The organism is Streptomyces chengmaiensis (assembly GCF_029846775.1).
Lineage (GTDB): Bacteria > Actinomycetota > Actinomycetes > Streptomycetales > Streptomycetaceae > Streptomyces > Streptomyces chengmaiensis.
Window position 1 is genome coordinate 54427 of sequence record NZ_JARWBG010000028.1, and the last position, 24075, is coordinate 78501.

The following is a 24075-nucleotide window of genomic DNA, read 5'->3' on the forward strand; positions in this document are numbered from 1 at the left end:
AAATGAACGACTATGCTCGCTCAGCGTTGTCCGGTGATCCTTTTCGTTCGATCGTTTGAGGGTGCTGATGGTCCGTGAGGAATCGTCGCCTGGAAATGGAAGCCGCGGGTCCGCCTCCGCCCCGGCAACCTTCGGGTGGCTGCTGCCCGCTGTGCTGACCGCCGTCGCCACGGCCGTCACCACGGCCCTGGCCGCGGACGCGGCACGTGTGCCCGTCGCGGTCGTCGGAGGAATCGCGACCGTCGCAGTCGCCGCCATCGGCGCCGAAGCCGCCCGGCGCGGCCGGGCCATCGACGGGCTCCGCCGTCGAATAGCCGAGCGGGAGGCGTTACTGTCCGAACGGGACGCCGAGACCGCTCATCTCGCCGGAACCCTGCTGCCGGAGGCCGTGGAACGGCTCCGCAAGGGGGACTTCCCCGAAGACGTGCTCAACTCGCTGCCCGCCCCCGACGCCCACCAGGCAGTCGTGCGCACGGTCGTCGACGCCGTCGTCGCCGAAGAGGATCTGCGCGACTCGGCACAGCGCGCCTTCGTCAACATCGCCCGCCGTGTGCAGGCCATCGTCCACCAGCAGGCCCAGGAACTACGGGAGATGGAGGACAGGCACGGCAAGTCGCCCGAGGTCTTCGGCGACCTGCTGCGCATCGACCACGGCACCGCCCTGATCGGCCGGCTCGCCGACTCCATCGCCGTACTCGGCGGCGCGCGGCCCGGCCGCCAGTGGAGCAGGGCCGTGCCGCTCTACAGCGTGCTGCGCGGCGCCATGTCGCGGATCATCGACTACCAGCGGGTCGAGCTGCACTCCGTCTCCGAGGTGGCCGTCGTCGGCTCCGCCGTCGAACCGCTGATCCACGCGCTCGCCGAACTGCTGGACAACGCCACCCGCTACTCGCCGCCGCAGGCCAAGGTCCATCTCACCGCCGTCGAGGTGCAGTCGGGCATCGCGATCGAGATCGAGGACGGCGGCGTCTCCATGAGCGAGGAGGCCCGCAGGCGGGCCGAGCGGACGCTGCGCCAGGCCCAGCAGGGTCTCGACCTCACCGACCTCGGGGAGACCCCGCGCCTGGGCCTGGCGGTGGTGGGACGGCTGGCGCAGGCGTACGGCTTCCAGGTCTCGCTGCGCTCCTCCGCATACGGGGGTGTGCGCGCCGTCCTGGTGGTGCCGCAGGGCCTGATCACCGCCGCCGCGTCCGCGACCGGCCTCGCGCACGGCATCGGCGCGTCCTCCGGGCCGCGGGCCACGGCCACACCGGGCGCCGCGCCCGCTCCCGTCCAGACCCCGGCCGCAGCCGTGGCCGCAGCCCGGCCGGTCAGCGGCCCGACGGCGGCCGAGGACCCGGCCCCCCTGGTGACCGAGCGCACGGCGAACGGACTGCCGCAGCGCCGCCGCAAGCAGCGCGTCACCGCGGCTGCGGACGAGCGGGCGGCCGGCGAGGGGGCGATGGCGGCCGGCCGACGCCCCGGGGCCGCGGCCGGCGCCGCGGGGCCATGGCCGGGCGCCGGACAAGGGCCCGGTCCGGCAGGGGGACATGAGCCCGACCACGGCTCAGGGCAGCCGTCCGATCACCGGTCCCCCGAGAACAGACCCGCACCGCCGCAGGTGCAGCCCGGCATGTGGCTGGCCGCCTTCCAGAACGGCGTGTCCGGGGAGACCACCGAAGCGAGCAAGGGGAACACACAGCCATGATTCAGCAGCAGGCCAACATGGACTGGATGCTCAAGGACCTCGCCGAAGGCGTGCCGCAGACCAGGCATGTCGTGGTGCTCTCGGCCGACGGTCTGCGCATGGCCCAGCACGGCGCCGACGACGACACCGCCGACCGGCTGGCGGCCGCCTGCGCCGGGCTGCAGTCCCTCGCGAGCGCGGTCGCGGCAGAACTCCCGCACAGCGACGGCCGGATGAGACTCGTCGTGATCGAGATGGACGGCGGCTTCTTCTATCTCATGGCCGCGGGCGCCGGAGCCTTTCTCGCCGTCCTCGCCGACGAGGGCGTCGACGCCGGGCTGATGGGCCAGCAGATGCGGGACCTGGTCCTGCGGATCGGGGAACATCTCAGCAGCCCGCCGCGTCAGGACGGAGCCAGGTGAGCGACTGGGAGGAGACCAGTCCCGAGCGGCTCTACGTCATCACCGGTGGCCGCAGCGGAGCCTCCGCCCCGGCCGAACTGGACCTGGTCACGCTGATCGTGGCCAGGTCCGGGCCGAAGCCCGGCATGCAGCCGGAGCACACGGCCATCGTGCGGATCTGCAAGGCGCCGCTGTCGGTGGCGGAGATCTCCGCGTACTTACGGCTCCCGGTGAGCGTCGTGACGGTGCTGCTCGGCGATCTCCTCGACCAGGACCGGGTGATCGCCCGCGCCCCCGTGCCACCCGCCCGACTCCCCGACCGCGCTTTGATTGAGGCAGTGATCGATGGACTTCAACGGCTCTGAACAGGCTGCCGCCCTTGAGCGCGGCCCGCGGAGCGAGGATGTGCTGCCGGAGACCGCCACCGCCGCCGTGAAGGTGGTGATCGTGGGCGGCTTCGGCGTCGGCAAGACCACGCTGGTGGGCTCGGTCAGCGAGATCCGGCCGCTGACCACCGAGGAGACGATGACCCAGGCCGGGGTCGGCGTGGACGACACCGCGGGCGTCTCCAGCAAGACCTCCACGACCGTGGCCATGGACTTCGGCCGGATCAGCATCAACGAGGAACTGGTCCTCTATCTGTTCGGCACCCCTGGTCAGGAGCGCTTCTGGTTCCTGTGGCGGGGCCTCTTCGAGGGAGCCCTGGGCGCGGTGGTACTGGTCGACACCCGCCGCCTGGAGGTCTCCTTCGATGTGCTGGGCCGGCTGGAGGAGCGCGGCGTGCCCTTCGTGGTCGCCGTCAACTCCTTCCCGGACGCCCCCCGGTATCCGGTCGCCGAACTGCGGGGCGCGCTCGACCTGCCAGAGGCGGTGCCGATCGTGCCGTGCGACGCGCGTGACCGCGCGTCCAGCCGCGATGTGCTGATGACGCTGATGCGCTACCTCCAGACCCTCGCCACGACGCAGGAGGCGTCATGACCGCCGCCGAACCCACCCACGGACCCCTTCCCGCCCATGGCTCTCCCGCCATGCCGCCGCCCGGCTGCCCCGCCCATGCAGCCGGCCCGGACCGGCTGCGCCGCCTATACGGCCCGGAGGCCGAGGCGGACCCACAGGGCCTGTACGAGGCGCTCCGCAAGGAGCACGGGCCGGTCGCGCCGGTGCTGCTGCACGGGGATCTGCCGGCGTGGCTGGTGCTGGGCTACCGCGAACTGCTGGAGGTGACCCGTTCCCCCTCCCGGTTCTCCCGCGACTCGCGCAACTGGCACATGTTCCGGGAGGGGAAGGTCTCCCCGGATAATCCGTTGCGGCCCATGGTCCAGTGGCAGCCGGTGTGCGTCTTCGCCGACGGGCGCGAGCATGAACGGCTGCGCTCGGCGGTCACCGACAGCCTGGCGCAGTTCGACCGCAGGGGCGTGCGGCGCTATGTCATCCGCTACACCCAACAGCTGATCGACGGGTTCGCCGCCTCCGGAGAGGCAGATCTGATCGGGGACTTCGCCGAGAAATTGCCCATGCTGGTGATGACGCAGCTGCTCGGCATGCCCGAGGGATACGGCGGGAAGTTGGTGGATGCCGTGCTCGATCTGCTGAAGGGCACGGAAACGGCTCTGAAGAGCAATGACTTCGTCGTCACGACGCTGCGTCAGCTGGCCGAGCGGAAGAAGGAGCAGCCGGGCAGCGACTTCGCGAGCTGGCTCATCGGCCATGACGCCGGTCTCAGCGACGACGAGGTGCTGGAGCATCTGCGGCTGGTCCTGGTAGCCGCGAACGAGACCACGGTCAATCTGATCGCGAGCACCCTGCGGCTGGTGCTGACCGACCGCCGCTTCCGGGCGAACCTGGCCGGCGGCCATATGACGCTGCCCAACGCTCTGGAGCAGGTGCTGTGGGACGAGCCTCCGATGTCTGCGGTGCCGGGCCGCTGGGCCACGGGGGACACGGTGCTCGGCGGCCGGCAGATCAAGGCCGGGGACATGCTGTTGCTCGGCATCGCGGCGGGGAACGTCGATCCCGAGATCAGACCAGATCTGTCCGCCTCGCTGCAGGGCAACCGTGCTCATCTGGCGTTCAGCAGCGGTCCGCACGAGTGCCCGGGCCAGGACATCGGCAGGGCCATCGCCGACACCGGCGTCGACACACTGCTGGCTCGGCTGCCCGACCTCAGGCTGGCGGTGGACGAGAACCAGCTGCGGTGGAGCGCGGCCTGGCTGTCCAAGCGGCTGCAGTCACTGCCCGTGCGGTTCACGCCGCCGTCCCCGTACACGACCGGCGAAGTCCCTGCGCCCGGGGCGGAGACCGACTTCGCCTCGACGGCCCCGGCGTCCGCACGGCCTCCGGTGCCCGCCACGTCTGCGGCGGAATCGTGGGAGACGGCGGATTCCGGACCGTCGCATACCCCGTGGTGGAGGTCGCTGTTTCGTACGCAGCGGTGAATAGCACCTTTGATGCTGGTTCAGCGGGAAAACGTTCCGTTGGAAGCGGAGTGGCGAGTGGCTACTATGCGCCATAGTTGATCACTGTGTGGCGCAAGTGGCATGTGTGAGGGCTGAGTCGGCCCACACGCATGCCCCCCGGAGCGAGAGGAAGGCCGTCGTGCCGCCCGATCTGATAGTTCCGCCTCTCTATTCCCCCTTTCCCCCCGCGATCCACCCCCGTCATGCGGAGATAGACGTCCAGACCGCGGCCTGGGCGGAAACGTTTCGCATCGGCACGGAGGACCTGCGCGGCAGACTCGTGCGGCACGACATCGGAACGTTCGCCGCCCGAATCCTCCCCGAGGGCCACGAGGAAGTCGTCTCCCTCCTCTCGGACTTCGTGCTCTGGCTGTTCGGCGTGGACGACGGCCACTGCGAGGAGGGCGAACTCGGCCGCCGCCCCGGTGCGCTGACGGGCTACCTCCACCGGCTGCTGCGCGTCGCCCAGGACCCGGAAGCCGGGATACTGCAGCAGGACCCCCTGGCAGCGGGCCTGCGGGATCTGCGTCTCCGCGTCGACCGCTACGGCGCGCCCGGCCAGCGGGCCCGCTGGGTGGACGCCCTGCGCGAGTACTTCTTCTCCGTGGTGTGGGAGGCCGCCCACCGCCGGTCCGGGACCGTGCCCTGCCTCGACGACTACACTCTGATGCGGCTGTACGACGGGGCCACAACCGTGGTCCTCCCCCTGCTGGAGATGGGGTACGGCTATGAGCTCCAGCCGCATGAGCGTGACCATGACGCGGTGCGTGCGGCGGCCGAGATGGCGTCGTTCGTCATCACCTGGGACAACGACATCCTCTCGTACAACAAGGAGAAGGCAGGCTCCGAGTACTACCTCAACGCCCTGCGCGTGCTGCAGGAGCATCAGGGTCTCGGGCCACGGGAGGCTCTCGGTTACGCGATCCACCAGCGGGACCGGGTGATGTGCCTGTTCCAGCGGCTGAGCGAGCACTTGGGGCGGCGGGGCAGCCCGCAGCTCCGCCAGTATCTGCACAGCCTGGCCTGTTTCATCCGAGCCGCGCAGGACTGGGGCGTAAGCTCCCTCCGCTACAGCACGCCGGACGACCCGGCGCCGGTGCCGTCGGCCTTCCGAGACACACCTACCGACGACAGCGACGAGCCGCTGGACATCCCCGTCATCGCCTGGTGGTGGGAGCTCCTGCCCGTCCGGGCGTCAGCCTCGCCGGGCTTGCTGCACCGGCCGGTGCAGCAAGCCGCGTAGCGGTCCGGCAGAAAGGAGTCTTCGTTGTCAGCTCGCCCGCAGTCCGTCCCCAAGGCCCCCGGGGGCCTGCCACTGCTGGGACACGCGGTGAAACTGTGGCGTGACCCACTCGGCTTCCTCACCTCGCTGCGGAAGCACGGCGAACTGGTCCGGGTCGACCTGGGGACCATGCCCGTGTATGTGGTCACCACCGCCGGGCTGGTCCATGACGTGACGGTGAGGCAGGCGCGCAGCTTCGAAAAGGGACGGCTGTACGACCGGGTGCGGCCGCTCGTCGGGAACGGCCTCGCCACGGCGAGCGGCGAGACCCACCGCAGGCATCGCCGGCTGATGCAGCCGATGTTCCACCAGCAGCGCATCGCGGGCTACGCCGAGATCATGAGTGGCCGGGCGCTGGCGCTCGCCGAGTCATGGTCGCCGGGCCAGCGGATCGCGGTCGAGCAGGTGATGGGCGAGTACGCCATCGAGACGCTGGCCGCGACCATGTTCTCCACCGACATCGGGCGGCCCGCAGTCGAGGCCGTGCGCCGGAACCTTCCGGTCATCCTGAAGAACATGCTGATACGAGCGGCCTCGCCCAAGGTACTCGACCGGCTCCCCGTGCGCGCCAACCGGGACTTCGACGCCGCGTCTGACAGCATGCGCCGCGTGATCGACGACGTGATCGCCAAGACCCGCGTCTCCGGACGGACTGACCGCCCGGACCTGTTGTCCGTGCTGCTAACCGCCCGGGACGCGGACACCGGAGAGGCACTCAGCGACGAAGAGGTCCGGGACGAACTCGTCACCATCCTGTTCGCCGGCACCGAAACCACCGCCTCGACGCTCGCCTGGGCCTTCCATGAACTCGCCCGGCACCCCGAGGTCGAGGAGGAGCTGGTGGCGGAGATCGAGGAGATCGTCGGCGACCGCGCGGTGACCATCGAGGACGTCCCCCGCCTCACCGGCATCCGCCGGGTTCTGGACGAGGTGATCCGCCTTTACGGCGTCACCCTGCTGATGCGCCGGACGACGGCTGAAGTCGAGCTTGGCGGATTCGCCCTCCCGGCCGGTGCGGAGGTGGCCTTCAGCCTGTACGCACTGCACCGGGATCCCGGCCTGTACACGGAGCCCGACCGATTCGACCCCGACCGGTGGCTGCCGGAGCGCCGGGCAGGTCTGGCCCGTGAGGCGTTCGTGCCCTTCGGGGCCGGCAACCGGAAGTGCATCGGCGACGTCTTCTCCTGGACCGAGGCGACGATCACGCTGGCGACGGTCTTGCGCCGCTGGCAGCTCCGTCAGGCACCCGGTCACACGCCCCGGGCCGCCGCCTCCGCGATGGCGCACCCGAACCATGTGCCCATGACCGTCCACCCCCGCACCGCGGCCTGACCGGAGCGTCAGGGCTCCTCCCGCGCCGCCGCCGCGTCCCGCAGGGCCGTCAGCAGGCGGGCGGTCCCGGGGGCCGTCTCGGCGCCGCGGCGGACCGCGGCGATGACATGGCGGCGGGGCTGATCCGCCGCCAGGACGCGCATCGCCACACCCGCGGGGCGTTCCGCGGCCGCCATACGGGGGATGAGGGCGACGCCCATCCCCGCCTCGACCATCGCCAGGATCACGGCCCACCCGGACGCCGAGTGGGCCTGTTCGGGGACAAACCCGGCCGCCTCGCACGCGGTGAGCGTGATCTGGGACCACGGGCCGCTGCCTCCGAAGATCCACCGCTCGCCGGACAGCTCCGCCAGCCGCAGCCCTGGCGCGGCGGCCAGCGGATGGCCGGCGGGCAGGGCCACGTCGAGGGGGTCGGCGAGCAGCGGCGCCCTGCTGAAGCGGGCGTCGCGGGCCGTGGGCGCGTGTGCCGCGAGGGAGAGCGCGAGGTCCACGTCGCCGGACGACAGCAGCTCGTACGCCTGTGCCGCCTCCGCCTCTCGGACCCGCACCTCCAGGTCCGGATGCGCGGTGCGGAGCTTTCGTACCGCGGGGACGACGAGCGCGGGCACGGCCGTCGAGAACGCGCCGATGCGCACCCGCCCGGTCTCACCGCGCCGATAGGCCGTCAGTTCGGCGTCGGCCTGCTCCAGCCGTGCGAAGACCTCCTCCGCGTGCCGCAGCACCAGATGGGCCGCGCCGGTGAGCCGGACCCGCCGACCGTGGGCTTCGAGCAGTTCCACCCCGAGTTGCCGGCCGAGGTTGGCCAGCTGCTGCGAGACGGCCGAGGGGGTCATCGACAGCGCCTCGGCGGCGGCCGTGACGGTTCCCCGCTCGTGCAGCGTGCGCAGAATCCGCAGCTTTCTGACGTCCCATTCGGTCATGCGCGGCCACGGTACCGGCTCATCGGGAGCGCCCCGTGGCGGCCAGGGCGACTCCGCCGAGGATCAGCCCCATGCACAGCAGCCCGGCCGGGCCGGTCCGCTCACCGAGGATGACGAAGGAGAGGGCGGCGACACACACGGGCTGGAGGTGGTAGACGACGCCCGCGCGGGCCGGGCCGATCAGTGCGACGGCCTTGTTCCAGGCGAAGTACGCGAGCGCGGAGGAGAACACGCCGACGTAGAGCAGCGGTCCGACGGTCGCCGCGGTCGGCTCGAAGCCGCCTTGGACGGCGACGCTGAGGGCGTGGGCGGGAGCCAGCAGCAGCGTGCCGAGCGCGAAGGCGGCGAAGAGGAACGGCAGGCCGCCCAGCTCCGGCGGGCGGCGGCGCAGCAGGACGCTGTACGAGGCGAAGCTCACCGCGGCCGCGAGCATCCACAGTTCGCCCGCGGCGAAGCCGGAGGGCAGCGCTCCGTCGCCGGACAGCAGCAGTACTCCGAGACAGGCGACGGCCAGGCCCGCGATGCGCCGGAGGCCGAGGCGGGTGCCGCCGAGTCGTTCGCACACCGCTATCAGCACCGGCGAGGCGGCCATGATCATGCCCATGGTGGAGGCGGGGGCGGTCAGGCCCGCCTGGTTGACGAGTGTGTTGTAGAGGGTGACGCCCAGGAGGGCGGCGAGGGTGACATAGCCCAGATGGCGGCGGATCAGGGTGCGCCGCCGCCAGGTCGCGCGCAGGGCGAAGGGGGCGAGGACGGCGATTGCCGCGATCCAGCGCCAGAAGGCCGCCTGCACGGGCGGCACGGAGTCGTTCAGGGCGCGGGAGGTGATGAAGCTGCCGGACCAGACGACGGTCGCGACCGCGGCGAGGAGGAGCCCGGTGGCGGCCATCCGCCGTACGGAGCCCGAGCCGGAGCCTGAGGCGCGGGCGGGCGCAGGAGCGGTGGCGGGGGCCGGGGCGGCGGCGGGGCCCGGGGCGGTGCTGCGGACGCGGGTCTGTTCGGCGTGGGCCATCGGCGGTGATCTGCCTCTCTCCCCGTGAGGGGGTGGATCGCTCAGGTGTGATCCACCGTGGCCGAGACCGATTGCCCAGGTCCATCGAATGTTTTCGATGAATTCGTGAAGTGAAACTGAATGATTGTGGGGTGCGGGCGCACAAAAGCGCTCCGGGGCGCGATGCACGCACCGGAGCGCTGTGGGAGGTCTGTCAGCTCTGCTGCTGCTTCCTGGACTTGTCGAGGACCATCACCAGGCCCGCGATCAGCACGAAGAGGCCGATCGGCAGCACGACGAAGAGGCCGACGGTCTCGGCTGCGCTCAGGCCGGGGCCGGGGTCGTCGCCGTCGTCTCGCGTGAGGGCGGACGCGGCAGGCGACATCAGCAGCATCATCAGCGTCGTGCCGGCCGCGACGGCGCCGGCGCGCAAGGCGTTCTTCTTGTCCACGGTGCCCAACGTAGCGAACGGCTATGAGGGGCGCGCGCCCGGGGGTGCCGTACGGGGCGTGCGGGCGGGGCGCGGTGTGTGGAAGACGGCGAGCAGCCGGTGCAGCCGGGGCGAGGCGGCCAGCTCTTCCAGGCTCAGCGGATGCCCGTCGGCGTCGGCGACGGGCATCCGCCAGTTCGGGTACTGGTCCCAGGTGCCGGGCAGGTTCTGCGGGCGGCGGTCGCCTGCCGCGTCGGGCAGCCAGATGCCCGTCATCCGGGCCGGGGTGCGCCGCAGAAAGCGGTAGACGGCGCGGATCTCGCCCTCCTCGTCGCCCGCGCCTTCGGGCAGCAGCTCCAGGGCGGCGAGCAGACCGAGCCATTCGGCCACTTCCGCTGCCTGGTCGGTGCGCTCCCGTTCGAGGGGGCGGGTGAGCAGCCCCAGCCGGTGGCGCAGGGCCAGATGGTCGCCGGAGAGCCGGGCGGCGGTGGACGGCAGATCGTGGGTGGCGGCCGTGGCGACGCAGTCCCTGCGCCATCGCTCGGGGGGCAGCGGGCGGCCCGTGCCGGCCCAGTCGCGTTCGAACCACAGCACGGATGTGCCGAGCACTCCCCGCCGGGACAGCGCCTCCCGTACGCCGGGCTCGACGGTCCCGAGGTCCTCCCCTATGACGACGGCTCCGGCCCGGTGCGCCTCCAGGACGAGGAGGGCGAGCATCGCCTCGGCGTCGTACCGGACGTAGGCGCCCTCGGTGGGCGGGCGGCCCTGGGGGACCCACCAGAGGCGGAAGAGCCCCATCACATGGTCGATGCGCAGGGCGCCCGCATGGCGCAGGGCGGAGCGCAGCAGTCCGCGGTACGGGGCAAAGACGGAGGCGGCGAGCGCGTCGGGCCGCCACGGGGGCAGGCCCCAGTCCTGGCCCCGGGCGTTGAAGGCGTCCGGGGGCGCGCCGACGGACATTCCCTCGGCGAAGACCTCGCGCTGGGCCCAGGCGTCCGCGCCGCCGGGGTGCACGCCCACCGCGAGGTCGTGGACGACCCCGACGGCCATGCCCGCTTCGTCGGCGGCCCGGGCGGCGGCGGCGAGCTGCCGGTCGGCGAGCCAGGCGAGACGGCAGTGGAAGTCCACCCGGTCCAGCAGCTCGCGCCGGGCCCGGCCGGTCTCCGTCGACCGCGGATCCTGCAGGGCTGCGGGCCAGGAGCGCCACTCGGGGCCGTACACATCGGCGAGCGCGCACCAGGTGGCATGGTCCTCCAGGGCCTGGCCCTGCTCGGCGAGGAAGTCGCAGTAGGCGGCCCGGCGGCCGGGGCCGAGCGGGACGCGGAGCACGATCCCGAGCGCCTCGCGCTTGAGCGCCCACACCGCGTCCCGGTCGATCAGCGCGCCCTTGTCCAGCACGGCGGAGCGCAGCTCCGCGCCGCGCTCGCGCAGGGCCTGGAGCCGTTCGCGGTCCGGCCCCGCGGCGGCCAGGGCGTACTCCGGCACCTCCTCGACGCGCAGATGCACGGGGTCGGGGAAGCGGCGCGAGGACGGCCGATACGGGGAGGGGTCGGTCGTCGGCCGTCCGGGAATGGCCGCATGAAGCGGGTTGACCTGCACGAACCCGGCTCCGAGTGACCGCCCCGACCAGGCGGCGAGCTCTGCGAGGTCGCCGAGGTCGCCCATGCCCCAGGAGCGTGTGGACAGCAGCGAGTACAGCTGCACCAGGAAGCCGTGCACCCGTTCGGGGGCTTCGGGCGCGCGGGCGGGCGCGACGATGAGGGTGCAGCTGCCGGTGCGGCCGTCGGGGGTCTCGGCGGACAGCCGGTGCACGCCGTAGGGCAGGTGCGCCAAGTCGGTCACCTCGGCGGCGGGCGGCCGCGGGGCCGCCCCCGGGGCGGCGTCGCGAGGCGGGTCTGACACGGCGGGCGGCCCGGGAGGTGCGGCGGCCGGCCGGGGAGGTGCGGCGGGCGGACCGGAAGGTGCGGCGGCCGGCCCGGGAGGTGCGGCGGCCGGCCGGGGAGGTGCGGCGGGCGGACCGGAAGGTGCAGCGGGCGGACCGGGCTGTGCAGCGGGCGGGCGGCTCGGCGGCTCGCCCGCCCGCAGGCGGTCCGGACGTTCGCCGTCCTCGGCCTCGACCCGAAGGGAGGTTCCCTCGGGGAGGCCCGTCAAGGCGGGTGGCAGTGGCTCCGATCGCCACAGGACGACCGTCCGGGGCAGGAGTCGGGCCGCGTGGGCGGATTCCGCACGGTGCAGGGCGTCGCGCACGGCGGCCGGTGTGGAGGCGTCGACCCCCAGCGCGGCGAGGACCGCGATGACCGTTGCCTCGGGGACGGCGACGCGGACGCCCTCGGAGGGCTCGTAGTCGGTGGCGACTCCGTGCAGCGCGGCGAGCCGGGCAAGGCCCATGCGGACTCCTGTTCAGATGTCAGACTCCTGGCGCCGACGCCCCTCCGGCCGTGCCGTACGCGGTCGGCTCGCTGGTCAGGGGTGCGATGTCGGTGAGCGGGGGCTCGCTGGTGAGGGGGGTGGCCTGGGTGAGCGGGGGCTCGCTGGTGAGGGGGGTGGCCTGGGTGAGCGGGGGCTCGCTGGTGAGCGGGGTGGCCTGGGCGAGGGGGGGCTCACTGGTGAGCGGGGTGGCCTGGGCGAGGGGCGCGATGTCCTCGAACGGGCAGGGGGCGGTGACGTCGTCGGCAGGCGCCGCGGGCGCCGGGACCTGTTTGGACAGGGCGGAGAGCAGCAGGTTCGCGGATGCGGCCACGGTGGTGACTCCTCGTCGAAGCAGCGTGCGGGCAGTAGGCGAATGGGATACGGCACCCCTACCCAGCGGACGCGTTCACATCCGTATCCGATCAGCCGACGTGTTCCGCGTCACACTCCGTACCCCGGACGGCAGTTGTCTCAAACACGGTCGACAGCGGGCGTGCCAGGCCTTGCAGCAGGCAAAAGGCGCACAACGACCACGTGCATTGACACCCTCACCGTGCGGGTGGTGGGCTCGAAACCGACCGGAACGTCAGGGGAGAGCGAGGGGAGACGGTCGTGCGGCTCGGGCGCAGGAGGGGCACCGCGACTGCGATGGCGGTCGCCGTCATCGGCGGCCTGCTCGGCGGCGCTCAGGGCGCGGCCGCGGCTCCCGGGGCGCCCGGCGACCCGGAGTCCGCCGCGTCGCGCGCGCAGGACCCGCAGGGCGGGCCGGCCGTGCCGCCCGTGTGGCCGCGGCCGCAGTCGCTCAAGGCGGCGGGCGCCGCCGTGCGGCTGGGCGACGAGGCGACCGTGGTGGCGGGCGAGGACGCCGACCCGCATGCGGTCGAACAGCTCATCGAGATGCTGCGGCAGGCCGGGGTGCACACGGTGCACCGGGATCTGCCGGGCCGCGGGCCTGCGGTGCTGCTCGGCGGGAGCGGCGCGCAGAGCGCGGACGCGGCGTTGCGTGCGCTGCGTGTGCCGGAGCGCGCGGATCTGCCGTCCGGCGGGTACCGGCTGGCCGTCGGCAGCGTCCGCGGCCGGGACACGATCGCGCTGGACGGGGTCGGCGAGGACGGGCTGTTCCACGCGGTCCAGACCCTCCGGCAGCTCGTGAAGGACGGTTCGGCGGCCGGAGTGGCGGTCCGCGACTGGCCGGGAACGGCCGTACGCGGTGTGACGGAAGGTTTCTACGGCCAGCCGTGGAGCCACGGCCAGCGGCTTTCCCAGCTCGACTTCATGGGCCGCACCAAGCAGAACCGCTATCTGTACGCGCCCGGCGACGACCCCTTCCGGCAGGCCCGCTGGCGCGAGCCGTACCCCGCGGTGCAGCGCGCCGAGTTCCGCGCGCTCGCCGAGCAGGCGGGGCGCAACCATGTGACGCTCGCCTGGGCCGTCGCGCCCGGGCAGTCGATGTGCCTGTCTCGGGAGGCGGACGTCACCGCGCTCAAGCGCAAGATCGAGGCGATGTACGCGCTGGGGGTGCGGGCCTTCCAGCTCCAGTTCCAGGACGTCAGCTACAGCGAGTGGCAGTGCGACGCGGACGGGGACGTGTTCGGCTCCGGGCCCGAGGCCGCCGCGAAGGCGCAGGCGCGCGTCGCGGGCGAGCTGGCGCGGCACATGGGCGAGCGGCTGCCTCAGGCGGCGCCGCTGACGGTGATGCCCACGGAGTACCACCAGGAGGGCGCCACGGACTACCGGAAGGCGTTCGCCGCGGAGCTGCCGCCCGAGGTGCAGGTGGCGTGGACGGGCGTCGGGGTGGTGCCGCGCACCATCACGGGCCGGGAGATGTCCGACGCGCGGGATGTCTTCCGCCATCCCCTGGTCACCATGGACAACTACCCGGTCAACGACTTCGCACAGGACAGGATCTTCCTCGGGCCCTACACGGGGCGCGATCCGGCGGTGGCGTCGGGCTCGGCGGAGCTGCTCGCCAATGCGATGGAGCAGGCGTCGGCCGCCCGGATTCCGCTGTTCACGGTCGCCGACTACGCCTGGAACCCCCGCGGTTACCGGCCGCAGGAGTCCTGGCAGGCGGCGCTGGACGACCTGGCGGGCGGGGATGCGCGGACCCGGCAGGCGCTGCGGGCGCTGGCCGGCAACCACACCTCGTGGATCGTCGACGCGGACGACGAGTCGGCGTATCTGCGGCCGCTGCTCCAGGAGTTCTGGCGGTCGCGGACGTCTCGGGACGCGGCCGCTCGGGACCGTGCCGCGGGCGCGCTGCGGGACGCGTTCACCCAGATGCGGGAGGCGCCGCAGCGGCTGCGGGACGCGGAACCCGTCGCGGGCCTGGGCGAGGAGGTGCGGCCGTGGCTGGAGAAGCTGGCGCGGTACGGGCGGGCCGGCGAGATCGCGGTCGACATGTTGCACGCCCAGGGGCGCGGCGACGGGGCGGCCGCGTGGCGGGCGTCGCTGGAACTGGAGCCGCTGCGGGAGTCGTTGAAGGCCCAGGGCGGGCCGACGGTCGGCAGGGGCGTCCTCGGGCCGTTCCTGGACCGGGCAGAGAAGGAGTCCGCGGCGTGGACGGGCGCCGAGCGCAGGAAGGAGTCCGCGGGGCGGGACACGGTGCTGCTCGGGCGGGCGCGCCCGCTGCGGACGGTGACGACGATGGCCGAGCCGTCGGCCGAGCCGGGTCGCCTTGAGGCGCATGTGCCGGGCGAGGGCTGGCGGCCGCTGGGGCCGCTGTCGCCGGACGGCTGGACGCAGACGGACGCGAAGGGGCTGCGGGCGGACGGGCTGCGGGTCGTCGCGCCCGGTTCCGGGTCGGACGGGCCGCGTGTGCGGTCGCTGGCGCCGTGGTTCGCGGACGAGCCGACGGCCGGGCTGGATCTCGTACGGGACCACGCCGACGCCGAGATCGGCGGCGCGCCGAAGCGCATCGGCGTCGAGGTGACCGCCCGGGGGCCCGGCGAGGTGCGCGGCTCGCTGACGGCGAAGGCTCCGCCGGGCATCAAGGTGACGGCCCCCGAGGAGACGACCGTGCCGCGCGGGGTGCGGGCGACGGTTCCGGTGGAGGTGTCCGTCCCGGCGGACACGCCGCCCGGCGAGTACCGGGTGCCGGTGTCCTTCGCCGGGCAGCAGCGCACTCTGACCGTGCGGGCGTATCCGCGGACGACCGGACCGGACCTGGCACGCGAGGAGGGCGCTGCCGCCTCCTCGTCGGGTGACGAGACCCCCGACTTCCCCGCCTCGGCGGCGGTCGACGGCGACCCGGAGACCCGGTGGTCCTCACCGGCCGAGGACGCCGCCTGGTGGCAGCTCCGGCTGCCCCGCCCGGCCCGCGTCGGACGGGTGGTCCTGCACTGGCAGGACGCCTACGCCGCGTCGTACCGCGTCCAGACCTCCGCGGACGGCGTCACCTGGCACACGGCGGCCGCGATCACCGAAGGCCGCCCCGGCCGCGCGGACGTCCGCCTCGACTCCGGCGGTCCGGTCCGCTTCCTGCGCGTCCAGGGGGACGTGCGGGGCACGGAGTTCGGCTACTCGCTCTTCTCCGTCGAGGCGTACGAGGTGGCGGGCTGAGGTTCTTCCACCTGCGACGAAGCGCGTAGCGCCTCGTCCCATGGGTGACGGGCCCACCGGGTGTGCGCAGCGCCGGCCGAACAGCGCGCTGTGGCGCTCGCTCGCCGGGACCGGCCCAAGGCCACGGACTGCAATGTCGAGACCTCCGGGCAGAAATAATGTGACTGCCCATCCCGCATCGGGGTAAGCCGTCACAGACTTTTCGGATCAGTATCTTACGTAGACGCTACTTGCCGAGAACCGGAAACCGGTGGCGTTGTTATTGATGAGTTCGACGGAGAAGTAGTATTCGCCGGAGGAGAGGTCACCCCAATAAGTAGTGCCACACTTGTTGCTTCTGGTGCCCTTGTTGTCATCCGGGCCGAACTGGTCCTCCCACACGACGAGCGTGACCGATTTAAAGGATGCGGGGGAGGCGGAGCAGCCTCCCAGGCGCACAGAAGTACTGGTGGAATCGGTGTTTCCGTCGTGCCAGCGGCGTGACTCGTTGCCAGTCCTCCAGTCCGATATGTACGACGACCAGTTACCCTCTGCCTGAGCTGAGCCTATACCGGCGACCGAGAGGATCACTGCCCCGAGAACAGCCCCTCGGATCGTACGCTTCCTGACAGGGATCATTTCCTTCTCCTTTGATCAATCTCTGAGCTGGTGGCCACGAATCATCCGGCCTTTTCTTCACCTGTGAAAGTTGCAGGCCCCACAGATCTATCAGACTTGACAATGGACCGATAGTTCACCTGGTTCTACCAGAATGGCCCGCGCTGTCCATTCAAAATGAACGTACGGCTGCTTCACGACGCCGTATCGATTTCCCACGGCGGCTTTCGTCGAGTCAGCGCGACGGTGGTGCCGACCAGCAGCGTCGCTCCGGCCGCTGCCAGCGCGAGGACCGAGTCGCCCGGGTGCAGCAGCCACGCCCACGGCTCTGGCCGTCCGCCCGGCCCCCACCCAGTTGCCGCGCAGAGCAGCGGAACAGCAGCCAGGGCAGCCCCGGCAGACCGGTGCCCCAACAGTGGGTGCAGTATCAGGGCGAGGCCAACGTAACCAGCGATATTTCGCCCCAGGACCATGGCGATGTCCGTGCGCCAGAGGACGTGACAGATCACCGCTGCCAACAGGCCCACCACAGCGACGGATACCGCGAGGGCCACATCCCAGTGCCGCATTGCGCGCGAGGCGACGCTCTCCGTGCGCAGATCCCCGCGCCCCATCCCGAACAACAGCAGTATGGCCGGGGCCAACGTGATCAGGTGTCCCACGAGGAACTGGCCCGCCTGGCCTGCAAGTGCGGGGACGGGCAGTTCGGACCCGCCGACCAGCAACCCTGCTCCGATCGTTCCCGCCACAGCGGCAATCAGCGCGGGCACCGCACGGACCTTGAGCCACCAGGTCATGTGGCGCTCCCTGCGATGTTCAACTGCGGCTGCTTACCGCAGTGCCGCATAGCGCTCATATTCCTCTGGTACCAGTCCAGTTGAACATCACGAGGCTGCTTCATGACCTTCTGCGCAAGTGCCGCCTCCTGCTGCCCGAACCTGCCCGCCACAGAGTCGGCCGGCGCACCCGCAGTTGCATAGAGCCAGGCTGCCACTGGAGCGCCGGCCTCCCCGGCGGGATAGGGCTCCCCCTCCAACGCGCATGCTGGAGGCTCGGGAAGGAGACCGGAGGCCACGCCTCCGGGAATGTCGCCGGCCCGTGGATCAGTAGGGATTCCCAGCTTGACCGCCCCTGTCTCCGGCCGTGCCGCCATGGTCAGCGTCTGTGGTGCCTGAAGGCCGGCTCGCTCCAGCCTCTTGACTGTTTCGCGGGTCTCGCGCTGCACCATGGCACGATCGGCTACCTCGGGCCACAGGCAGATCCTGGGCTGGGTGCCTTCGCAGATCAGCACTTCCGGCGAGCGAGCCTGCAGCGGTTCCGCGGAGAGATCCCGCGCGATGTAAGCCCCGGCGCCGAAACCCCCCACGGATACGACCACTGCCGCCACGAGCGCCGTCGCGCTGCCCCTTCGCTGAATCAGAATCACTACGGCGAGGCAGACAGCCGTCGTGAACACACCCGCGCTGAGCAGGGCGCGTGAATCGACGGTCGTGTCGACCGAGCAGCAGCTGTCCAGCCCTCCTCCCACCAGGTGACGGAGCCAGTAGATGCTCCATGACGAGGGGTAGGCGTTGACGAAGAAGCTGCCGATCAGCGCGAGAGGCGCAGCGAGGACGCCCGGCAACACGCGGCCGACGATGTAGCCGACGAGCGTGTTGGCGGCCAGCACGCCCACCACCACCAGGACGATGCCGAACTGGGGAATCCCGAGACCCACGTCGGCGGCAGTCGCAGACATGAGCAGCGCGGCGAGCATCCCCAGCAGCCCCATCACAGCGACGGGTGCCAGCACGGGAGCTGTGATGGCCAACTGACTGCGCGCTGGTGCCTGGTCGAAGACCCGCCCCCGGTGCAGACGCGCGCCTTCCCAGGCCGCTGCGGCCGCACAGGCGGCAGCGACGAAGGGGAGCGCAAAAGTAGAACTCCCCGTGGCGGAAGGCCAGTAGTGGAACGTGACCCAGGCGGACAGGTCATCGCCGAGAGCAACGAAGACAAATCCCATGAGAAAGGGCAGGAGGATGGTTGCCGCCGAGGAGCGGATCGCCGTTCGGAGCAGCATGATCACACCTCCCGGCCGACGAGTTGCGCGTAGGCGGCATCTGCCAGCCCCTGCGCGGAGCCTGTCCCTCCGGCCAGGGAGTGGAAGGCGTCGGTGGTTCCCTGGAACCGGACGGCCCCATCGCTCAGGACCACCACTTCCCGATACAGATCGGCAAGGTCCTCCGTCTGGTGCGTGGACACGACGACCTGCAGTGAGTCACTGAGTTCTTCCACCAGGGAGCGGAACACGATCCGCTGTTGCGGATCGAGACCAGCAGTCGGCTCGTCCATGAGGATGAGCTCACTGCGATGGGTCAGCGCACCGGCAATGCCCATGCGGCGCAGCTGCCCACCAGAGACCTCGTGACTCTTGCGGTCAGCGAGCTTAACCAGGTCGACCCTCTCCAGCGCCTGCCCGGACGCTTCCCAGGCGGCCGTGCGGGAGAGCCCCTTGAGCCAGCCCGCATAGGCCACCTGCTCACGCACGGTAAGACCGGGAACAGGACGGATCTGCTGGGGGATCCAGGCCACAGCCTTTCGGTAGCGCGCTTGGTTCTTGCGGCTGTCAGGGCTCAGACCAAGCCAGCTGAGTGATCCCTGCGTGGGAGCCAGTTGAGAGGCTGCGAGGGCCATCAGCGTGGACTTGCCAGCGCCATTGGGGCCGAGAAGCACAGTGGCCGGACTGTCGATCTGCAGGTCGAGTCCGGCGAATACTTCTGTCTTCCGGTTGTAGCGGAAGGCGAGTGCACGGAAAACCAAAGCCATGGAGAGAGCGCAATCCGCCGCCCCTTTGACCGGAGACGGCTTGTTGGTGAGCGGGGTGGAGCAACCAGATGCCCCGGCAACGGGGTGTGCCGGGACACCCGGAGCATGCTTACATCAGTACCGTGTGTTCACCGACTTGACGGACAGATAGCCACCGCTCACGACACCCCACAGCTCAAAGTAATACTTGCCGCTGGACTTGTCGCCCCAGTAGACCCTGTTGCAGTAGTTGGTCTTGGTTCCTTGGTCGTCGTCGGGACCGAAAACGTCCTTCCAGAGCTTCAGCTGGGCATGCTTGAATCCGCCACCACCGTCGGACGCGCAACCACTGAACCCTACAGACGTGCTGACGGAGTCCGTGTTGTTGTCCGTCCAGCGTCTCGACTCCTTGCCGGAGGTCCAGCCGCTGATGTACGAGGACCAAGACCCTTCAGCATAGGCAGGAGTGGTCCCGGCGAGCCCCACCAGGGCCGCGCCAACGATGAGGCCACGCGCCAACCGGCGATTCTTCGTGTTCATAGCCATCCGAATCTGTCGGGCAGTGCCATCCCAGACACCGCACGCGCAGACCGGGAGCAGGTGCGCTCGCCTCCCCCCGGACAGCGCAGCTGTTACTGCTGTGCTCGGCGATCGCGCTGCGAGCCTAACAATCGTCAGACAACTCATCGGAGCTCAATCGAACTTTTGCCTGAATCCATCGGCATGCCTGAACGCACTGACAATGGCGGACCAAGCGCTTGCGCGCCAAGACCAGCAGTCCGGCGCGAGAGCAGCCTCAGACCCCGCCGAGGGAGAATGGCTGGATCTAGCGGGTTACATATCCATGCATGCGGTGGTGAGGCCCAGAAGTAAAAGGGGCAGGGTCACCCGCGCCTCATGCCCCTTGCGGAAGAACAGTTATTGATGGAGATGGACGCCCGCGGTCAGCACGCCGTTTTTCTGGAGATCAAGCTGAGTGCATGACGATCGTCGTCACCCACCAGCTGGAGAACTCACGACTGGCCGATCGCATCCTCGTCATGGACCAAGTCCTTGTGATCGAGCAGGGCGGATGCGCGGGCCTGGTGAACGCCGGGGACCCGTTCGTGGAGCTGTCGCCCTGGTCAAGGACCAGACGGACCGCGCGGCCATGGCGGTCTGCGAGAGTGGACGCAGTGCGACCGAGCGCGCCGGGGGAGGTGCCGTGATCGGCCGTCGAAGCCTGTGGGTCCACCGTGGCCGGTCGCGCCCGCGGCGGAGCCAGGTATCGATACAACCCCGCGCCTTTCGGGGCAAACCGCTTGGCACCCGTGGCGACTCCCCCGAAGGGGGTCCGGGGCTGAGCCCCGGACCCCGGTCCTCGGGGTCCGGACCCCGGCAGTCCGGGCATGACAATGGCCCGGGGTCTCAGGCGGAGATGCCGTCGATCCGGGCCATCGCGTCGTCCGCGCCGTATGGCTGCAGATATGGCAGCCAGCGCGGGTCCCTATGCCCCGTGCCGATGATGCGCCAGGCCAGGCCGCTCGGCGGGGCGGGCTGGTGGCGCAGGCGCCAGCCCAGTTCCCGCAGGTGGCGGTCGGCTTTCACGTGGTTGCAGCGGCGGCAGGCCGCCACCACGTTGTCCCATGCGTGCTGTCCGCCGCGGCTGCGCGGAATGACGTGGTCGACGCTGGTTGCGACGCCACCGCAGTACATACAGCGCCCGCCGTCCCGGGCGAAGAGCGCTTTGCGGGTCAGAGGAACGGGCCCCCGGTAGGGGACCCGGACGAACCGCTTCAGCCGTACGACACTGGGTGCGGCGATGACGCGGGTCGCGCTGTGCATAAAGGCGCCGGACTCCTCGAGGCAGAGAGCCTTGTTCTCCAGGACGAGGACGAGCGCGCGGCGGAGCGGTACGACGCCGAGCGGCTCGTACGACGCGTTGAGGACCAGGACGTGCGGCACGGTGGATGCCTCCTTGTACGCCGGCGGCGCGTGGCTCGCGCCGGGACGATCTGCTCTCAGTCTCTCCTTATGCCAGGTCCGAGCGCCACCATGTCCAGGTAACGGGACGAGGGTATTTTCCGACCGGCGGCCTCCCCGCGCACTCCGGGAGCCCCGCCGACCCCGCCGAACGCGTCTTCCGGGCCGACGCCCCGGCCCGTGCGTGAGGTACGCCACACACCGGGGTGCGCCACATACCGAGCATGCCCCCGTGCGCCTGCTCTCTCCCTCCGCGCACCCTCGAACATGTCAACGGCTCCCGCCCGGTGCCCCGATAGGGTGGTTCGTCAGCATCGCACCGCCTGGGAGGCAGTCCTGTGTTCTCGTCCGCGTCCTGGTCTGCCGTACTGGCCGCCGATCCGTCACCCGGAGTCGGCTCCCTCGACGAAGCCGCCAAGCAGGCCGGCGACGCCGCCGGCTGGGTCGAGGAGAACTGGTCCACATGGCTCAACACCGGCCTGCGCATCCTGCTGATCATCGCGGTCGCGATCCTGCTGCGCATCGCCGTGCGCCGCACGATCACCAAGCTGATCGCGCGGATGAACCGCTCCGCCCAGGCCGTCGAAGGCACCACGCTGGGCGGGCTGCTGGTCAACACCGAGCGGCGGCGGCAGCGCTCCGAGGCCATAGGGTCCGTGCTCCGCTCGGTGTCGTCCTTTCTGATCCTGGGCACGGCGGGGCTGATGGTCCTCGGCGCGTTCCAGATCAATCTGGCCCCGCTGCTGGCCTCCGCCGGCGTCGCGGGCGTGGCGCTGGGCTTCGGCGCGCGCAACCTCGTCACCGACTTCCTGTCCGGTGTCTTCATGATCCTTGAGGACCAGTACGGCGTCGGGGACTCCATCGACGTCGGCGTCGCCTCGGGCGAGGTGATCGAGGTCGGGCTGCGGGTCACCAAGCTCCGCGGTGACAACGGAGCGATCTGGTACGTGCGCAACGGCGAGGTGAAGCGGGTCGGCAACCTCAGCCAGGGCTGGTCCACCGCCCATGTGGACGTGATGGTGCGCCCGAGCGAGGACCTGGACCGCATCCGGGACGTGGTCGCCGAGGTCGCGGACTCGCTGGCCAAGGACGAGCCGTGGAACGAACGGCTGTGGGGTCCGGTCGAGGTGCTCGGGCTGGACGAGGTGCTGCTGGACTCGATGACGGTGCATGTGTCGGCCAAGACCATGCCGGGCAAGGCGGTCGGGGTGGAGCGCGAGCTGCGCTGGCGGATCAAGAAGGCCTTCGACGCGGCCGGCATCGCGATCATCGGCGGTCCGCCGCCCGCCGCGGAGGAGGCCTCCGGCGATCCGTCCGCCACCGTGGCCGCCCCCTCCGCACTGGCCAGCCCGAACTCTCCGCAGTCGATCGCCGCGTCCCCGCTGCCGCAGTCGCCGCAGCTGTCGAAGTAGCCGCGGCTGTCGAAGTAGCCGCAGCTGTCGAAGTAGCCGCGGTGCCTACGCGCTCCCGCCGCCGCGCCCCCGGGGCGACCACTCGGTCGCCCCGGGGGCGCTCGCCATTGACGGGCCCGTGACCGGTGGCCTACGTTCCTTCCCAGAAGATAGGAAACTTTCCTAACAGTGTGAGGCGTCATGGCTGCCGGATCCGGGACCCCGGGAACGCCGCGCGTGCTGCGCGCCATGAACGACCGCGCCGCGCTCGATCTGCTGCTGGAGCACGGCCCCCTCTCGCGCGCCCGGATCGGCAGGCTCACCGGCCTGTCCAAGCCGACCTCCTCCCAGCTGCTTGCCCGGCTGGAGGCGGCGGGCCTCGTCGTCGCCACCGGCACCACCGCGGGCCGCCCCGGCCCCGGCGCCCAGCTGTACGCCGTCAACGCCGGGGCCGCCTTCGCCGCCGGCCTCGACGTGACCCCGCACCGCATCCGCGCCGCCGTCGCCGACCTGACGGGCGCGGTCGTCGGCGAGTACGAGCTGCCCACACCGGGGCGGCGGGCCCGGAGCGCGGTACGCGAGGTCACCGAGGCGCTCGACGGGGCCGTGCGGGCCGCGGGGCTGACCCGTGCGGAGGTGCGCAGGCTCGTCATCGGCACGCCCGGCGCCTTCGACCCGTCCACCGGGCGGCTGCGGTACGCCTCCCATCTGCCCGGATGGCACTCCCCCACGCTGCTCGAGGAGCTGGCCGCCGCGCTCCCGATGCCCGTCGAGTACGAGAACGACGTCAATCTCGCCGCCGTAGCCGAGCAGCGCCTGGGCGCGGCGCGCGGCCATGACGACTTCGTCCTGCTGTGGAACGAGGAGGGGCTGGGCGCCGCGCTGGTCATCGGCGGACGCCTGCACCGCGGCTTCACCGGCGGCGCGGGCGAGGTCGGCTTCATGCCGGTGCCCGGCACCCCGCTGGTACGCCGGGTCGCCAGGGCCGACAGCGGCGGCTTCCAGGAGCTGGCGGGCGCGCAGGCACTGCCCCGGATCGCCCGCGACGTCGGAGTGAAGGCCGTCCCCGGCCAAGGCGGCGGGGCACACGCCGAGGCCGCCGCGGCCCTGCTGGCACGGGCGGCGGAGGCGGATGCGCACGCCGCCGCGCGGGATCCGCGGGCCGTCGGGGCCTCCGCCCCGGACGCCCCGACCCCGACCCCGGACCGTGACGGCGGCGGCACGACCGCACCGGGGCTCGGAGGCACCGACGAGGGCCCGGGCCCCGGACGGATCGGCGGCGCCGGTACAGCCGGCACGGCCGATGCCCGCCAGACCGGCCGCGGCACGGGCGGCACGGACGGTGCAGGCCTCATCGCCGGCGCGGCCGTCCCCGCCGGCGGTGCGGGCCGCGACATAGGCGGCATGGGCCACTGCACAGGCCGCGACACCGGCGGTGCAGGCCGCGACATAGGCGGCACGAGCGGCACCGGCCACGCCGCAGGCCGCGACACCGGCAGTGCGGACCGCGACATAGGCGACACGGGCGACGCGGGCGGCGCGGGTGGCCCGTCACGGCCGGGCGGCGGCGCGGACCCGGAGCCGTACCGGCGGCTGCTGGACGCCTACGCCACCGGGCTGGCCACCGGCCTCGCCTCCCTGGTCGCCGTGCTCGACCCCCGGCTCGTCGTGCTGTCCGGGGCGGTGCTCGCGGCGGGCGGCGAGCCGCTGCGCTCACGCGTCCAGGCAGAGCTGGCGGAACTGGCCGCGCCCCGGCCCCGGCTGGTGCTCGGGGCCGTACACGAGAACCCGGTGCTGCGCGGCGCGCTGGAGAGCGCCCTGACCGCCGTACGCGACGACGTGTTCGACACCTCCCGCTGAACCACCCCCGTCCGCTCCCCGCCGCATGTCCTA

General features: G+C 71.6%; 22 protein-coding genes. 11 read left to right on the forward strand and 11 right to left on the reverse strand.

All coding sequences use genetic code 11. From position 1 onward, the window contains the following. Positions 1–67: 67 nt before the first annotated feature. The 7 genes from QCN29_RS22695 (at position 68) to QCN29_RS22725 (ending at position 7137) form a co-directional block, all read left to right on the forward strand. Positions 68–1687 carry a sensor histidine kinase gene (locus QCN29_RS22695; RefSeq protein WP_279930447.1) on the forward strand — a complete coding sequence of 540 codons (1620 nt, stop codon included), beginning with the start codon at positions 68–70 and terminating at the stop codon, positions 1685–1687. Further along, entirely contained in the window at positions 1684–2088 is a 405-nt protein-coding gene (locus QCN29_RS22700; RefSeq protein ID WP_240138679.1) for a roadblock/LC7 domain-containing protein, read from the forward strand. The genes QCN29_RS22695 and QCN29_RS22700 overlap by 4 nt, the downstream gene beginning before the upstream one ends. Next, a complete protein-coding gene (locus tag QCN29_RS22705) occupies positions 2085–2432 on the forward strand; it encodes a DUF742 domain-containing protein (RefSeq protein WP_279930412.1) in 348 nt (115 codons plus the stop codon). Before QCN29_RS22700 ends, QCN29_RS22705 begins: the two co-directional genes overlap by 4 nt. Next, positions 2413–3045: a GTP-binding protein gene (locus QCN29_RS22710; protein WP_279930414.1), complete on the forward strand. Its 633-nt coding sequence runs from the start codon at positions 2413–2415 to the stop codon at positions 3043–3045. The genes QCN29_RS22705 and QCN29_RS22710 overlap by 20 nt, the downstream gene beginning before the upstream one ends. Continuing rightward, positions 3042–4502: a cytochrome P450 gene (locus tag QCN29_RS22715; RefSeq protein ID WP_279930416.1), complete on the forward strand. Its 1461-nt coding sequence runs from the start codon at positions 3042–3044 to the stop codon at positions 4500–4502. The genes QCN29_RS22710 and QCN29_RS22715 overlap by 4 nt, the downstream gene beginning before the upstream one ends. Before the next feature lie 160 nt (positions 4503–4662). Further along, positions 4663–5766, forward strand: a complete 1104-nt coding sequence (locus QCN29_RS22720) for a selina-4(15),7(11)-diene synthase (protein ID WP_279930417.1) — start codon at positions 4663–4665, stop codon at positions 5764–5766. A gap of 24 nt (positions 5767–5790) precedes the next feature. After that, positions 5791–7137 carry a cytochrome P450 gene (locus QCN29_RS22725; RefSeq protein WP_279930418.1) on the forward strand — a complete coding sequence of 449 codons (1347 nt, stop codon included), beginning with the start codon at positions 5791–5793 and terminating at the stop codon, positions 7135–7137. Positions 7138–7145: 8 nt separating this feature from the next. Here the strand turns inward: QCN29_RS22725 and QCN29_RS22730 are convergent, their stop codons facing one another. From QCN29_RS22730 to QCN29_RS22750, 5 genes are all read right to left on the reverse strand, one after another. Beyond that, on the reverse strand, positions 7146–8057 hold the full coding sequence (locus QCN29_RS22730; protein WP_279930419.1) for a LysR family transcriptional regulator: 912 nt from the start codon (positions 8055–8057) through the stop codon (positions 7146–7148). Positions 8058–8076: 19 nt separating this feature from the next. Next, positions 8077–9069, reverse strand: coding sequence for a DMT family transporter (locus QCN29_RS22735; RefSeq protein WP_398859726.1), 993 nt, complete (start codon positions 9067–9069; stop codon positions 8077–8079). Positions 9070–9262: 193 nt separating this feature from the next. Then, on the reverse strand, positions 9263–9499 hold the full coding sequence (locus QCN29_RS22740) for a hypothetical protein (protein WP_279930420.1): 237 nt from the start codon (positions 9497–9499) through the stop codon (positions 9263–9265). Between the two features lie 21 nt (positions 9500–9520). Further along, positions 9521–11866: a 4-alpha-glucanotransferase gene (malQ, locus tag QCN29_RS22745; RefSeq protein ID WP_279930421.1), complete on the reverse strand. Its 2346-nt coding sequence runs from the start codon at positions 11864–11866 to the stop codon at positions 9521–9523. 19 nt (positions 11867–11885) lie between these two features. Beyond that, the gene (locus tag QCN29_RS22750) at positions 11886–12218 is read right to left on the reverse strand and encodes a hypothetical protein (RefSeq protein WP_279930423.1); all 333 of its coding nucleotides are present in this window, start codon (positions 12216–12218) and stop codon (positions 11886–11888) included. 281 nt (positions 12219–12499) lie between these two features. Here QCN29_RS22750 and QCN29_RS22755 point away from each other — a divergent pair, with 281 nt between their 5' ends. Then, on the forward strand, positions 12500–15448 hold the full coding sequence (locus tag QCN29_RS22755) for a beta-N-acetylglucosaminidase domain-containing protein (protein WP_398859729.1): 2949 nt from the start codon (positions 12500–12502) through the stop codon (positions 15446–15448). Between the two features lie 207 nt (positions 15449–15655). Here QCN29_RS22755 and QCN29_RS22760 read toward each other — a convergent pair whose 3' ends face one another. The 5 genes from QCN29_RS22760 to QCN29_RS22780 all read right to left on the reverse strand — a co-directional run bounded on the left by QCN29_RS22760 (position 15656) and on the right by QCN29_RS22780 (position 19369). Continuing rightward, positions 15656–16066: a hypothetical protein gene (locus QCN29_RS22760; protein WP_279930427.1), complete on the reverse strand. Its 411-nt coding sequence runs from the start codon at positions 16064–16066 to the stop codon at positions 15656–15658. 173 nt (positions 16067–16239) lie between these two features. Continuing rightward, complete coding sequence (locus QCN29_RS22765) at positions 16240–16842, reverse strand: hypothetical protein (RefSeq protein ID WP_279930429.1); 603 nt, start codon at positions 16840–16842, stop codon at positions 16240–16242. Then, positions 16839–18104, reverse strand: coding sequence for a DUF7224 domain-containing protein (locus QCN29_RS22770; protein WP_279930430.1), 1266 nt, complete (start codon positions 18102–18104; stop codon positions 16839–16841). Before QCN29_RS22770 ends, QCN29_RS22765 begins: the two co-directional genes overlap by 4 nt. Positions 18105–18106: 2 nt before the next feature. After that, positions 18107–18850, reverse strand: a complete 744-nt coding sequence (locus QCN29_RS22775; protein WP_279930431.1) for an ATP-binding cassette domain-containing protein — start codon at positions 18848–18850, stop codon at positions 18107–18109. Positions 18851–18964: 114 nt separating this feature from the next. Next, positions 18965–19369 carry a hypothetical protein gene (locus tag QCN29_RS22780; protein ID WP_279930432.1) on the reverse strand — a complete coding sequence of 135 codons (405 nt, stop codon included), beginning with the start codon at positions 19367–19369 and terminating at the stop codon, positions 18965–18967. 440 nt (positions 19370–19809) lie between these two features. On the opposite strand from QCN29_RS22780, the gene QCN29_RS22785 reads away from it, so the two are divergent. After that, positions 19810–20037 carry a hypothetical protein gene (locus tag QCN29_RS22785; RefSeq protein ID WP_279930433.1) on the forward strand — a complete coding sequence of 76 codons (228 nt, stop codon included), beginning with the start codon at positions 19810–19812 and terminating at the stop codon, positions 20035–20037. 199 nt (positions 20038–20236) lie between these two features. On the opposite strand, the gene QCN29_RS22790 is transcribed toward QCN29_RS22785, so the two are convergent. Next, on the reverse strand, positions 20237–20773 hold the full coding sequence (locus tag QCN29_RS22790; RefSeq protein ID WP_240138690.1) for an HNH endonuclease: 537 nt from the start codon (positions 20771–20773) through the stop codon (positions 20237–20239). A 356-nt stretch (positions 20774–21129) separates the two neighbouring features. On the opposite strand from QCN29_RS22790, the gene QCN29_RS22795 reads away from it, so the two are divergent. Together QCN29_RS22795 and QCN29_RS37350 are read left to right on the forward strand one after the other, a co-directional pair. Then, positions 21130–22203, forward strand: a complete 1074-nt coding sequence (locus QCN29_RS22795; protein ID WP_240138691.1) for a mechanosensitive ion channel family protein — start codon at positions 21130–21132, stop codon at positions 22201–22203. Between the two features lie 180 nt (positions 22204–22383). Next, complete coding sequence (locus QCN29_RS37350; protein WP_279930435.1) at positions 22384–24042, forward strand: ROK family transcriptional regulator; 1659 nt, start codon at positions 22384–22386, stop codon at positions 24040–24042. Positions 24043–24075 lie beyond the last annotated feature (33 nt).